Source organism: Isoptericola jiangsuensis, assembly GCF_048320105.1.
Taxonomy (GTDB): domain Bacteria; phylum Actinomycetota; class Actinomycetes; order Actinomycetales; family Cellulomonadaceae; genus Isoptericola; species Isoptericola jiangsuensis_A.
The window spans coordinates 1,877,968-1,891,423 of the sequence record NZ_CP182942.1; the positions used below are offsets into that span (position 1 = coordinate 1,877,968).

The 13,456-nt window shown below is 72.1% G+C and carries 10 protein-coding genes; 4 read left to right on the forward strand and 6 right to left on the reverse strand.

What is annotated here, in order from left to right:
- Positions 1-386: 386 nt before the first annotated feature.
- The 3 genes from ACNHYB_RS08825 to ACNHYB_RS08835 all read left to right on the forward strand — a co-directional run bounded on the left by ACNHYB_RS08825 (position 387) and on the right by ACNHYB_RS08835 (position 3,439).
- On the forward strand, positions 387-1,169 hold the full coding sequence (locus ACNHYB_RS08825) for an ABC transporter ATP-binding protein (RefSeq protein WP_418274978.1): 783 nt from the start codon (positions 387-389) through the stop codon (positions 1,167-1,169).
- 143 nt (positions 1,170-1,312) lie between these two features.
- Positions 1,313-1,810 (forward strand): ATP-binding protein, encoded by a 498-nt coding sequence (locus tag ACNHYB_RS08830; protein ID WP_418278022.1) that lies wholly within the window; start codon positions 1,313-1,315, stop codon positions 1,808-1,810.
- 153 nt (positions 1,811-1,963) lie between these two features.
- Positions 1,964-3,439 carry a family 43 glycosylhydrolase gene (locus ACNHYB_RS08835; RefSeq protein ID WP_418274979.1) on the forward strand — a complete coding sequence of 492 codons (1,476 nt, stop codon included), beginning with the start codon at positions 1,964-1,966 and terminating at the stop codon, positions 3,437-3,439.
- A 131-nt stretch (positions 3,440-3,570) separates the two neighbouring features.
- Here the strand turns inward: ACNHYB_RS08835 and ACNHYB_RS08840 are convergent, their stop codons facing one another.
- Genes ACNHYB_RS08840 through ACNHYB_RS08860 form a run of 5 tightly spaced genes read right to left on the reverse strand, consistent with a single transcriptional unit; the run spans position 3,571 to position 9,694 of the window.
- Complete coding sequence (locus ACNHYB_RS08840; RefSeq protein WP_418274980.1) at positions 3,571-5,055, reverse strand: rhamnulokinase; 1,485 nt, start codon at positions 5,053-5,055, stop codon at positions 3,571-3,573.
- Positions 5,052-7,106 (reverse strand): bifunctional aldolase/short-chain dehydrogenase, encoded by a 2,055-nt coding sequence (locus ACNHYB_RS08845; protein ID WP_418274981.1) that lies wholly within the window; start codon positions 7,104-7,106, stop codon positions 5,052-5,054. Before ACNHYB_RS08845 ends, ACNHYB_RS08840 begins: the two co-directional genes overlap by 4 nt.
- A 51-nt stretch (positions 7,107-7,157) precedes the next feature.
- Positions 7,158-8,075 (reverse strand): alpha/beta hydrolase, encoded by a 918-nt coding sequence (locus ACNHYB_RS08850; RefSeq protein WP_418274982.1) that lies wholly within the window; start codon positions 8,073-8,075, stop codon positions 7,158-7,160.
- Positions 8,076-8,132: 57 nt separating this feature from the next.
- Positions 8,133-9,299 (reverse strand): L-rhamnose isomerase, encoded by a 1,167-nt coding sequence (gene rhaI, locus ACNHYB_RS08855; RefSeq protein WP_418274983.1) that lies wholly within the window; start codon positions 9,297-9,299, stop codon positions 8,133-8,135.
- Positions 9,300-9,310: 11 nt separating this feature from the next.
- On the reverse strand, positions 9,311-9,694 hold the full coding sequence (locus ACNHYB_RS08860) for an L-rhamnose mutarotase (RefSeq protein WP_418274984.1): 384 nt from the start codon (positions 9,692-9,694) through the stop codon (positions 9,311-9,313).
- Positions 9,695-9,965: 271 nt separating this feature from the next.
- Here ACNHYB_RS08860 and ACNHYB_RS08865 point away from each other — a divergent pair, with 271 nt between their 5' ends.
- Complete coding sequence (locus tag ACNHYB_RS08865) at positions 9,966-10,976, forward strand: LacI family DNA-binding transcriptional regulator (protein WP_418274985.1); 1,011 nt, start codon at positions 9,966-9,968, stop codon at positions 10,974-10,976.
- Between the two features lie 103 nt (positions 10,977-11,079).
- On the opposite strand, the gene ACNHYB_RS08870 is transcribed toward ACNHYB_RS08865, so the two are convergent.
- Positions 11,080-13,428, reverse strand: a complete 2,349-nt coding sequence (locus tag ACNHYB_RS08870) for an LPXTG cell wall anchor domain-containing protein (RefSeq protein ID WP_418274986.1) — start codon at positions 13,426-13,428, stop codon at positions 11,080-11,082.
- Between the last annotated feature and the right edge of the window lie 28 nt (positions 13,429-13,456).

A 13,456-nucleotide genomic window follows, 5' to 3' on the forward strand; every position in this document is an offset into this window, starting at 1 on the left:
GCCACAAGCATTGTTCCCATGCCGAGGACGAGCGCGATGACTGATAGCGAAAGTCCACTGAGAAGCCAGGCACGTCGTGCACGAGGCCGAACCAGGCTCAGCAACGTCAAGGACAGAACGACGGCACTCAATGCCATGGCAACGAATAGCGAGAAAGGGATTGCGCAAAGCGCAACTGCACCAAGCGCGACGGACGCGATCTCGCCGAGCCGGTATGGGGCCCGAACGGTAACGACCGGCGAATTCACGATACTCACTCCTCAACTGGTGGCGTGGCGCCGTTGAGCAGCGGGGAACTCCGCGCCGCGCTCGTTCGTCGTACGGTGTGGCCCGTCGACGTCCCCGGACGGCGACGGGCCACCACCGTCCGAGCACCGAAGGTCACCATGAGCACGAGCACCTCTACCCCCATCCTGCGCGCCTCCGGTCTCGCGGCCGGGTACGGGGGCGCTGACGTCGTGCACGACATCGACCTGGAGCTCACTGCCGGCGGTGCGCCGGTCGGCATCGTCGGTGCCTCCGGCTCGGGCAAGTCGACGATCGTCCGCGCGCTCGTGGGCACCGTGAAGCCCACGGCGGGCCACGTCACGTGGGCCGGCCGCACGGTCTCGCGCATCGGCCTGCGCGACAAGAAGGCTTTCCGCGCCCAGGTGCGCCGCGTCGCCCAGGAGGGGATGGGCACCGTCGACCCACGCTGGACGGTCGACCGTGTCGTGGGTCAGGCCCTCAAGGACGCCCGCCGCGCGGGTGCCGCCAGCGGCAGCACCGTGGCGGAGCTGTTGGAGGACGTCGCGCTGAGCCGGCACTTCGCGCCCCGCGCGGTGGGCACGCTGTCGGGCGGGGAGAAGCAGCGGGTGGCGCTGGCAGCTGCGATCGCCACCCGACCTGCCGCGCTCCTGCTGGACGAGCCGCTCACCGCCGTCGACCCGTCGATGCGCGGCGAGGTGGTGCGTCGACTCGCGGAGACGACGACGCAGGACGGCACGGCCGTGCTGCTGGTGTCTCACGACCTGGAGCTCGTGGAGCGGATGTGCCCCGCGGTCCACGTGCTGGCGAACGGGACATTCGTGGCATCCGGTACGCTGTCGTCCGTCCTCGCCGACGCCGAGCACCCGGCCGTGCGCGAGCTGGCCGAGGCGGCCCCGCAGGCCGTCCAACGCTTCGCCTGAGATCGGTTCCCTCCGCCTGTTCCTGGACGCGCAGTCCTGGGTCTCGGACGGTAGCGTCGTCGGCGGACACACGACCCGACCATCTGTTCGCAAGGAGCAGCGATGCCCACCGGCCACGGCGCCCAGCCCGCGGTAGGTCCGTGATGCAGCAAGCCCGCTCGGAGTCGTGCCTCATCGGCAGCTGGACCGTCAGCACGGTCGAAGAGCTCGCTCCCGCACGGTCCCGCCTGCAGGAAGCTCTGTGCCAGGGGGCCCCGTGGCAGGGCGCGCCCGCAGAGCCCGCGCACCGCGCGCTCCTGCAGAACATCGTGCTCGCGGCGAGCGAGCTCATGGCCAACGCGCTCCGGCACGCCGGGGGTCCGGCGCGGCTGGACGTCGTCCTCGAGGGAACCGGCATCACGGTCTCGGTCATGGACCGCTCCCCCGACGACCCGCCGGTGCTCTCCCCGGACCGGGAGCTCGGGGAGGGTGGGTTCGGCCTGCAGCTCACGCTGCGCATGGCCGACGACGTCGGCTGGTACCGCACGACGACAGGCACGAAGCACGTCTGGGCACGGTTCAGCGTGCCCACCCCGCCGGGAGCCGCCGAGGATCCAGCCGGCACCGAGACCGTGGGCGGGCCTTCCGAGACACGCGTGTGAGCGGTAACATCTCGTCATGTCGCCGGCGTCGCCGACCGTGACGCGATGACCTACGGCCCTCACCGGGCCGCGCGACCTGCTCCTGACGTTCCTGACCGGACTCCTGCAGCATCGCGTGCACCGATCCTCTACAACGATGTGAAGGGCGGAAAGATGAACGCCTCCCCACCACCCGCACACCCCTGGACCCGGACCTGGCTCGCCGGCCTGGCCGCCACCCTCCTCGTCGCCGTCGGGCTCGTCGCCCTGCCGCAGTCCACGGCGCAGGCCGCAGCCCCGACACCGGGCCAGTGGTACGTGATCCAGTCGGCGCACTCCGGCCTCGCGCTCGACATCAAGGACATCTCCACGACGGCCGGCGCGCCGCTCCAGCAGTGGGAACGCTGGGACGGCCAGGGCCAGCAGTTCCGCTTCCTGGACTCCGGCGGCGGCTACTACCGCATCCAGGCGCGCCACTCCTCGATGGTCCTCGACGTGTACGGCTGGAACGCCGAGAACGGCGCCGAGATCGTCCAGTGGCAGGACCTGAACGCGCACAACCAGCAGTGGCGCATCCGCGAGAACTCCGACGGCACGGTCGCGTTCCTCAACCGGTTCTCCGGCAAGGCCCTGGACCTGTACGACTTCGCCACCGAGGGCGGCGCCCGCATCTCCCAGTACACCGACAACGGCGCCGCCGTGCAGAAGTGGCGACTGGTGAAGCCCGGCGAGCTGACCAACCCGATCCGCACCAACGGCGCGGACCCGTGGATCCAGTACTCGGACGGCTACTACTACATGTCGACCACGACGTGGGACTCCACCGTCACGATGCGACGATCCACGACGCTCGCCGGCCTGTCCGCCGCACCCGACCAGGTGGTCTGGGACGACGCCGGCAGCTCCTCACGCTGCTGCAGCCACTGGGCGCCCGAGTTCCACCGCATCGACGGCACCTGGTACCTGACGTACACGTCGGGCAACTCCCAGACCAACTTCGACGGCCAGAAGATCCACGTGCTGCGTTCCACCAGCAGCACCCCCATGGGCCCCTACGAGTTCATGGGCACGCCGATGCCGAACCGCTGGAACATCGACAGCTCCTACCTGGAGCACAACGGGTCGCTGTACATGCTGTTCTCGGAGTGGATCGGGGCGGACCAGACCGTCCGCATCGTCAAGATGACGAACCCGTGGACCACCACCGGCTCCCCGGCGACGATCTCGACACCGACGCACTCCTGGGAGACCCAGGGCGGACGCACGAACGAGGGGGCCGCGGTGATCAAGCACGGTGGGCGCACGTTCGTGTCGTTCTCGGCGTCGTCGTGCAACACGCCCGACTACAAGATCGGGATGCTCGAGCTGACCGGCAGCAACCCCCTGAACCCGTCGCACTGGACCAAGCAGTCCCAGCCCGCGATGCAGAAGGGCAACGGCGTGTTCGGCCCGGGCCACAACGGGTTCTTCAAGAGCCCTGACGGCACCGAGGACTGGATCGTCTACCACGGCAACACCACGTCGACGCAGGGCTGCGGCGCGACCCGTCAGACCCGGGTCCAGAAGGTCACGTGGAGCAGCGCGGGCCTGCCGGTGCTCGGCGCGCCGGTCCCGGCGGGCCAGGTCATGACCCCGCCGTCGGGCGAGTGAGGGTGCCGTCCCAGGTGGCGGGCTGAGGTTTGCGCGCACGGTCGCGCTCACGGGCGCTGCGCGCCCTGCGCTTCCCGTTTGACGACCGTGCGCGGAAACCTCAGCCCGCCACCTCTTGTTGTCGGCTTACGTCACGGCTCGTAGTGCTCCAGGTGGGCCGACCGACGCACCACGCGGCGCAGGTCCGTCAGGTTGCCGCTCAGGGCGCCGACGGCGCGGGCCTGGACGACGACGTTGCCCAGCGCGGCACCCTCGACGGGCCCGGCGACCACGGGCAGCCCGGTCGCCCGCGCGGTGAGGCGGCACAGCAGCTCGTTCTGCGAGCCGCCGCCGACGACGTGCAGCACGTCGACCTCGCGGCCGGACAGGCGGGTCACCTCCGCCAGCACGCGAGCGTAGGCCGCGGCGAGCGAGTCGAGGATGCACCGCACGACCTCGCCCACACCGTCGGGCACCGGCTGGCCGGACGCCGTCGCGGCGGCCGCGATCCGGGACGGCATGTCGCCGGGTGCCAGGAACTCCGGCGCGTCGACGTCGACGACGGTGCGCCCCGGCTCGGCAGACTCCGCCGCTGCCAGGGCCTCGGCGAGCGTGACCTCCCGGCCGGCCTCGCGCCAGGTGCGCAGCGTCTCGGACAGCACCCACAGACCCATGACGTTCTTGAGGTAGCGCACGGTGCCGTCGACGCCGAGCTCGTTGGTGACGTTCGCAAGCCGGCTCTCCTCGGACAGCACGGGGGCGTCCAGCTCGACGCCGACGAGCGACCAGGTACCCGACGAGACGTATGCGAACCGCTCGTCGGCGGCCGGCACGCCCACCACGGCCGAGGCCGTGTCGTGCGACCCGACGGCGACCACGGGAACGGCACCCAGCCCGGTCGCTGTCTGCACCGTGGCGGTGAGCGGTCCGACGACGGTCCCCGGCTCCACGAGGTCGGCCAGCCGTCCGCGCAGGTCGCCCAGCTCGGAGTACTCGGCCTGCAGGGCGTCGATCACCGGGGCGGACCACTGCCGGGTGGCCGCGTCGACGAGCCCGGTGGTCGAGGCGTTGGTGACCTCGGTGACCACCGCACCGGTGAGCCACGACGCCAGGAGGTCCGGGACCAGCCGCAACGACGCCGCGACGGGCCAGGCGGCGTCGTGCCGTCCGGCGACGAGCTGGAACTCCGTGTTGAACGGCAGCGTCTGGAGCCCGTTGACGGCGTAGTGCCCGGAGGCGCCGAGGCGGTCGAGGACCTCCTCGGCGACGCCGGTGAGCCGCGGGTCGCGGTGGTGGCGCGGGTTGCCGAGCAGTGCGCCGGAGCCGTCCAGCAGGCCGTAGTCCACGGCCCACGAGTCGATCCCGATCGCCGCGACGGTCACACCCCGCTCCCGGGCGAGCACCCCGGCGGCCCGCAGGCCGTCGAGGGTGCCGCGCCACAGGTGCAGCAGGTCCCAGTGCAGGGCGGTGCCGTCCGCGACGGGCACCTCGACCGGGCCGTTGGTGAACCGGCCCACCTCGGTCAGGTCGATCCGCTCGGCGCCGTGGGCGCCGTCGAGCACCGCCAGCACGACCCGTCCGCTGGTGGCGCCCAGGTCGACTGCCACGAACGCCGTCGCCGCGGGGGCCTCGCTCATCGCAGGAACGCCTGCGCCACGCCCGCGTCGACGGGCACGTGCAGACCGGTGGTGTGCGAGAAGTCGGACGTGCACAGCACGAACGCCGCGTTGGCGATGTGCTCCGGCAGCACCTCGCGCTTCAGCAGGGTGCGCTGGGCGTAGAACTTGCCGAGGTCCTGCTCGTCGATGCCGTACGTCTTGGCCCGGTTCGCGCCCCAGCCGGAGGCGAAGATGCCGGACCCGCGCACCACCCCGTCGGGGTTGATGCCGTTGACCTTGATGCCGTGCTCGCCCAGCTCCGCCGCGAGCAGGCGCACCTGGTGCGCCTGGTCCGCCTTGGTGGCCGAGTAGGCGATGTTGTTCGGGCCGGCGAACACCGAGTTCTTCGAGGAGATGTAGAGGATGTCGCCGCCGAGCTTCTGGTCCACGAGGATCCGCGCGGCGTTCTTCGCCACGAGGAACGAGCCCTTGGCCATGACGTCGTGCTGGAGGTCCCAGTCGGCCTCGGTGGTGTCGAACAGCGACTTGCTCAGGGACAGCCCGGCGTTGTTGACGACGATGTCGACGCCGCCGAACGCGAGGACGGCCTCGTTCAGCGCGGCCTGCACGGCCGCCTCGTCGGCGACGTTGGCCGCGAGCCCGACGGCGACGTCGGTGCTGCCGATCTCGGCCGCCACACCCTGCGCCTTGGCCAGGTCGAGGTCCGCCACGACGACGCACGCGCCCTCGGCGGCCAGCCGCTCGGCGATGGCCTTGCCGATGCCGGACGCCGCCCCGGTGACGAACGCGATGCGGGTCGCCAGCGGCTTCGGCTTCGGCTTGCGCGCCAGCTTGGCCTCCTCCAGCGCCCAGTACTCGATGCGGAACTTCTCGGACTCGTCGATCGGGGCGTACGTCGAGAGCGCCTCCGCGCCCCGCATGACGTTGATCGCGTTGACGTAGAACTCGCCGGCGACGCGGGCGGTCTGCTTGTCGGCGCCGTAGGAGAACATGCCGACGCCGGGCACCAGCACGATGAGCGGGTCCGCGCCGCGGATCGTGGGCGGCTCCTCGCCCTTCGCGCGCGCCTCGGCGGCGCCGCGCTCGTAGTAGGCGGTGTAGTCGGCGCGGTACGCCTCGTGCAGCTCCGGCAGGCGCTCGACGATCTCGGAGACCGTGGCCGTGGCCGGCAGGTCGATCACCAGCGGCTTGACCTTGGTGCGCAGGAAGTGGTCCGGGCAGGAGGTGCCCAGGGCGGCGAGCTCCGGGTACCGCTCGGAGGCGAGGAAGTCCAGGACGACGTCGGTGTCGGTGAAGTGGCCGACCTGCGGCTTGTCCTGGGACGCGACGGCGCGCAGGTGCGGCGCGAGGGCCGCGGCCCTGGCGCGGCGCTCGGCCTCGGGCAGCGCGCCGTAGCCGTCCCGCGCGGGGCCGAACGGCTCGGCCTTGCCGTGGGCGGCGATGTACTGCGCCGCCGTGGAGATGATCCACAGCGAGTTCGCCTCGGACTCCTCGGCGGTGTCGCCCCAGGCGGTGATGCCGTGCCCGCCGAGGATCGTGCCGATCGCGTCCGGGTTGGCCTTCTTGATCTCCGCGATGTCGAGCCCGAGCTGGAACCCGGGGCGACGCCACGGCACCCAGACGACCTTGTCGCCGAAGATCGTCGAGGTCAGCTCGGGGCCGTCCACGGCGGTCGCGATCGCGATGCCGGCGTCCGGGTGCAGGTGGTCCACGTGCGCGGCGTCGACCAGGCCGTGCATCGCGGTGTCGATGCTGGGCGCGGCACCGCCCTTGCCGTGCAGGCAGTAGTCGAACGCGGCGACCATCTCGTCCTCGCGCTCCACGCCCGGGTAGACGTCCACCAGCGCGCGCATGCGGTCCAGGCGCAGCACCGCCAGGCCCTTCTCGGTGAGGGTGCCGAGGTCGCCGCCCGACCCCTTGACCCAGAGCAGCTCGACGTCCTGCCCGGTGACGGGGTCGGTCTCGACACCCTTGGCGGACGTGTTGCCGCCGGCGTAGTTGGTGTTCTGCGGGTCGGATCCCAGGCGGTTGGACCGCTCGACGAGGGACGTGACAGCGGGGTTCGTCATCGGTTGCTCCGGTGATCGGTGGTGCGGACGGGATGGATGGTGCGGGGACGTTCAGGCCGGCGGCTCGTGGGCGGTGCCCACGAGGGCGGCGGTGGTCAGCCAGGCGGCGATGCGCGCGATCGACCGCCCGCACCCGGGGTCCTGGGGCTGGTTGAGGTGGCCGTGCCGGGTGCCGTCCTCCCGGACGAGCAGGACGTCCGTGCCGGCGGCGGCGAGCTCGGCCGCGTAGGCCTCGCCCGTCGCCCGCAGCACGTCACGGTCGGACGTCACGACCATCGTGGGCGGCAGCCCGCGCAGGTCCTGGCCGCCCGGGAACGCGTACGGCGAGTCGGGGCCGCGGTCGTGACCGAGGTAGTTGTCGTTCATCGCCCGGGTGCGCGGCGGCGGGAACGACTCGTCGGGCGAGATGGTGCGCACCTTGGCCAGGAGCTCGTCGCTCGCGGCGGGCAGCTCGTGGTGGGCCACCGGGTAGGCGAGGACGACGCTGCGCGGGACGGGCGCCGTCGTGCCGGACGGTGCCGGGGCGACGTCCGGGACCCCTGCGGCCGCGTCGCGCAGCCGCAGGGACGCCCCGGCCGCGAGGTTGCCGCCGGCGCTCGCGCCGCCGATCGACCAGCAGTGCGGGTCGACCCCGAGGTCGGCGGACGTCGCCCACGCGTACGCGAACGCCATCTCGTGCGACGGCACGGGGAACCGCACCGCCCGCGCGGGCTGCGCGGGCGCCCGGCCGGCACCCTCGAACGGCGGCACCAGCGCGTAGTCCACGCTCACGACGACGACGCCACGTGCCGCCAGCGCGCGAGCCACGCCCTCGGCCTCGTGCATGTCGAGGTCACCGCGGTAGAACGCTCCGCCGTGCGCCCAGACGATCCCCGCCACGGGGGTGACGCCGTCGGCGGGCCGGTAGAGCCGCAGGCGGAGGTCGCCGTGCGGGCCGGCCACCGTGCGGTCGGTGACGCTGAGGGGCATCGTCGGGTCGTTCCTTCGGGTCGGTGGGTCGACGCAGCGCGGTCGGGGCAGCGGGCCTCAGGCGCCCCAGCCGGCCTGCCGGCCGCCCACCCGCTCGGTGGCGATCTTGTGCTGGTAGCCGGACTCGGCGTACGCCGTCATGGGGTCGGCGGACAGGCCGCGAGCGGCCCGGTACTCGGCGAGCATCGGGCGCACGTCGGTGTAGAAGGCGTCCATGAAGATCGCGTTGGCGCCGAGCACGTCGCCGGACTCCTGCGCCTTGGTCAGGGCGTCGCGGTCGAGCAGCAGCGCGCGGGCGGTCATCTCCTGCACGTTGAGCACCGAGCGGATCTGGCCGGGCACCTTGTCCTCGATGTTGTGGCACTGGTCGAGCATGAGCGCGACGTCGGAGCCCTCGTCGAGCCCGCCGCCACGGACGACCTCGACCATGATGCGGAAGAGCTGGAACGGGTCGGCCGCGCCGACGATGAGGTCGTCGTCGGCGTAGAAGCGCGAGTTGAAGTCGAACGAGCCGAGCCTTCCGAGGCGCAGCAGCTGGGCGACGATGAACTCGATGTTGGTGCCCGGTGCGTGGTGACCCGTGTCGAGGCAGACGAGCGCGCGGTCGCCGAGCGCGGCGACCTGGGCGTACGACGTTCCCCAGTCGGGGACGTCGGTGTGGTAGAACGCCGGCTCGAAGAACTTGTACTCCAGGACCATGCGCTGGTCGTCGGACAGCCGGGCGTAGATCTCGGTGAGCGACTCGTGCAGGTGGTCCTGGCGGGTGCGGATGTCACCCTGCCCGGGATAGTTGGTGCCGTCGGCGAGCCAGATCTTCAGGTCGCGCGACCCGGTGGCGTCCATGATGTCGACGCACTCGAGGTGGTGGTCGATCGCCTGGCGCCGCACGGCGGGGTCGTTGTGCGTCAGGGACCCGAACTTGTAGGCGTCGTCCTGGAACGTGTTCGAGTTGATGGTGCCGAGGGTGACGCCCTGGTCCTGGGCGAACCGGCCGAGCGCCGCGTAGTCGTCGACCTTGTCCCACGGGATGTGCAGGGCGACCGTCGGGGCGAGACCCGTCAGGCGGTGCACCTGGGCGGCGTCGGCGATCTTCTCCTGCGGGGTGCGCGGGGTCCCCGGGGTCGCGAACACCTTGAAGCGGGTGCCGGAGTTGCCGTAGGCCCAGGAGGGGACCTCGATGGCGAGCCGGTCCAGGACCGGGGTGATGTCGTGGAGCGTGGGCATGGGTTCCTCTTTCAGTGCTGGGTGGTCGCCGTGCCGGCGCCCGCGTCGTCGGTGGTGGAGGCGAGCTGCGTCTCCAGGTGGAAGACCTCGGTGAGCTCCGTCATCGACTCGTCGGGGCCCGCGCCGTCGAAGAACTCGGCCATCTCGGCCTGCCAGCGGGTGTTGACCTCGCGCAGCCCCATGCCGGCGCGCGCGGTGTCGGGGTCGGTGCTCTCGAAGTAGCCGACGACCTGACCGTCGGGGCTGGTGAAGATGGAGTAGTTGCGCCATCCGGTCTCGTGCAGCGCCCGGAGCATCTCGGGCCAGACCTCGCCGTGGCGACGGCCGTACTCGTCGAGCCGGTCGGGTCGGACCCGGAACTGGAACATCACACGGCGGGTGCCGTCGTCGTGCATCGCTGGTGCCTCCCTACGTCGTCCTCGACGTCGCGATGAATCGTTTCAACGCCGACAAGGTACCCGCCGACCCGGGCCTGGCGCAAGAGCCGCCTCACCGGACCCCCCGGGGAGCCGCTGCGCGCGTGATGCGCACCCGGGCAGGCAAGCGGTTTCCAGCCTACCCGGCGTGCCAGGTCCCCACGCCCCGCGCCCACGGGCTACGATCCGTGGACCGCAGCCCGGTGGCTGCTCACCCGCTTGCCGGGTCCTGTCGACGAGGAGAGGAACCATGCCTGCCCGCACGAGACGCACGTCGATCTCGGACGTCGCGTCCCACGCCGGAGTCTCGGTCGGCACCGTGTCGAACGTGCTCAACCGACCCGACAGGGTCTCCCCCTCCACCCGGGACCGCGTCGAAGCCGCCATCACCGAGCTCGCGTTCGTGCGCAACGGGTCCGCCCGCCAGCTCCGGGCCGGGCGGATCACCACCGTCGGTGCGATCGTGCTGGACATCTCCAACCCGTTCTTCACCGACGTCACCCGCGGCATCGAGGAACGCCTCACGCTCGACGACCACACCCTGATGGTGGCGAGCTCCGACCGTGACCCCGAACGCGAGAGCCGCTACCTGCGCCTGTTCGAGGAGCACGGCGTGCGCGGCGTGATGGTCGTGCCCACCACCGAGTCCGTCGAGCACCTGCTCGCGGCCCGCGACCGTGGCATCCGCGTCGTGCTGCTCGACCACCCCTCCCCCGTGGAGTCGGTCTCCTCCGTCGCGGTCGACGACGTCCACGGCGCCACGCTCGCCGTGCGCCACCTCATCGACCAGGGGCACGAGCGCATCGTGTTCCTCAACGGCCCGCACGCGATCCTCCAGTGCGCCGACCGCCTCACCGGAGCCCGCAAGGCGGTCCGGGACGCCGGCCTGGACCCCGAGACCGCGCTCACCGAGATCCCGGTGTCGCTCGACGCCGACGGCGGCGAGACGGGCATCCGCGCCATGCTCGCCGGTGGAAGCGCGACCGCCGTCTTCTGCGTCAGCGACCTCGTCGCGCTCGGCGCCCTGCGCACCCTGCGTCGCGAAGGGGTGTCCGTGCCCGACGACGTCGCCCTCGTCGGGTACGACGACGTCACCTTCGCGGCCGAGCTCGCCACCCCGCTCACCTCCGTACGCCAGCCCCGCCACGAGCTCGGAGTGCGGGCCGCCGACCTCATGCTGCGCGACCCCGACGAACCCGCGGAGCAGGTGCTGTTCTCCCCCGAGCTGGTGGTGCGCGAGTCCACCGTGGGACGGGTCTGAGAACGGCACGACGGGGCCGAACGCGAGGAGGCGCTCGACGGTTCGACGGCGGAGGGCCCGCCCGGACTCGGTCCGGGCGGGCCCTCGCTGGTTCGGCGTCGGGTCAGGCCCGCCGACGGACGACGAAGATCGCCACGCCACCGGCCGCCACCAGGGCCAGGGCCCCGAGGACGAGGGGCAGCACGTTCGACCCGGTCTGCGGCAGCGCCCCGGACCCGGTCTCCACCGTCTGCGCGGCGTCGACCACGGTCTCGGAAGGACGGGCCCCGTCGACGCCGGGCTCGCCGTCCGCACCGGTCACCCCGTCGGGCGTCGTCCCCGTGGGGCCGGCCGGCTCGTCGACCTCGGTGACCTGCGGCGAGGCGCACTCCGGGGTGGCGTCCGGGTAGGTCAGGTCGACCTCGAGCTCAGGGTTCACCACGAGCGTCGCCGTGACGTCGCCGCGGGTCCAGGCGTGGTTGCCGTTGGTCTGCGACCACGAGCCGTCGGCGAGCTGGATCCAGCCGGGCCAGCCGGTCGCCGTCTCGCCGTCCTCGCCCACCGAGGCACCGGGCCACAGCACCTTGCCGGACAGGGTCCCGTCGGCCTCCAGGTCGCCGAGGACGAGCTCGACGTTCTCGCCGTCGACGCCGTCGATCCGCAGGCGGACGGTGGTCTCGGCGACGACGTCGTCCGCGTCCTCCAGCCGCACCTCGTAGAAGATCCACGGGGCGTCGGCGACGCACTCGCCCACGGCCGTGGAGCCGGTGAGCGAAGGCTCGGCGGGCACCGGGCACGCCTCGTCCGAGTCGGTGAACGTCCAGGTCCAGCCCTGCGGGGCCTGACCCTCGGCGTCGGCGAGGACGTGGCCGTCCGTCGGCACGGCGTGGACCACGACGGTGTCACCGACCTGCTCGGAGGAGTACTCCACGCCCGTCACGGTCGGGAAGGTGACCGTGAGGTTGCCCGGGCCGCACTGGTCCTCGTGCTCGGGGGCCTCGGGGGTGACGACGGTGGGCTCGGGAAGGCAGTCGTCCTCGTCGAGGGTGAGGTCGAGCTTGAACCACTTCACCGACGCGTCGGCGGCGGACCCGTTGGTCAGGACGTGGGTGGAGGCGTCCACCGAGGCCTTGACGGTGTAGAGGCCGTTCGGGGACTGCCACATCTCGTAGGTGACGCCGTCGATCTCGGGGAAGGTCACCGCGTCCTCGGGCGTCGCGCCGCACTGCAGGTCGACGGTCGGGGCGAGGGCGGTGACGCACGCGCGGTCGTCGGTGGTGAGCAGCCAGACGGCCTTGCCCTCGACGACCTTGTCCCAGCTCCCCTGGGCGGGCAGCGCGTAGCCGGCGTCGGGCGTGAGCACCACGCGCCAGCGGGTCGTGCCGTCACCCAGTGCGGTCCGGGAGCCGAGCTTCCACGTGCCCCCGACGGCGGTGCCGAAGCTGACGTCGTCGTCCGCGGTCCCGCACAGGTCGACGACGGTGGGCTCGCCGGTCATCTCGACCTCGACGGCCTCCCAGCAGTCGGCGGCGGGCTCGATGGTGAAGGCGTAGGTCGCGGTGTCTCCGTCGACCTCCCAGCCCGCGGCGAGGTCGCCGAACTCCTGACCGTCGTCACGCACGACGACGACCCGGTAGGCACCGGGCGAGAGCGCCGCGGCGGACGGCACCTGGGTTCCGTCGGCGCCACGGACGCTCACCTGGGCGCCCTCGGCACCCTCGACCGACACGGCACCGGGGACGAGCTCCTGACCGTGCACGACGCCCGGCGTGGCCACGCAGACGGCGGGCTCGACGTGCACGGACGGGACGATCTCGACGGGCTCGGGGGTGCCGCCGCACACGACGTCACCCTCCCAGTGGTAGTTGGTGCCGTCGACCTGCACCCACTCGTAGGTGTAGTAGGTCCAGCCGGGCCAGTCGCGGTGCGCGGTCGGGTCGAACGTCCGGGTGCCGTCCCAGGAGCCGTCGTTCCGGTGGAAGTTGAAGGTGCGCGACTCGTCGGTCACGAGGTCGCGGACCCGGACGTTGACGTCGTTGCCGGACACCCCGCCGGGGTAGGTGACCACCAGGGAGCCCTCGCAGGTCGGCGCGGGGTAGAACCAGCCGCCGCTGTCCGGGATCTCCCGCACGGAGACGTGGCTGATGTCCTGGGTGGCACCGTGGCCGTTCGTGGCCGGGCTCTGGACCAGGTAGGACTTCACGGGCGGGTCGACGGTGACGCGGCGGACCTCGGTGCCCGCCTTGACGCACACCTCGGTGATGAGCCGCGCCTCGGAGGCCGCGACCGTGACGCTCGTGCCGTTCAGCCCGTCGATCTTGCGCCATCCGCCGTCGCCGGGGCAGACGGTCGCGCCGCTGGAGCTCCCGCCGCCGGTCGCGGAGGCGTTCGGCACGGCGACGAGTGCCGTGAGCAGGAGCAGGAACAGCGCGGCGATCATGGCGATCGGTGCGCGCAGACGGGCAGCGGTCATCGCTGGTGGGCTCGCTCTCAGGGGATGG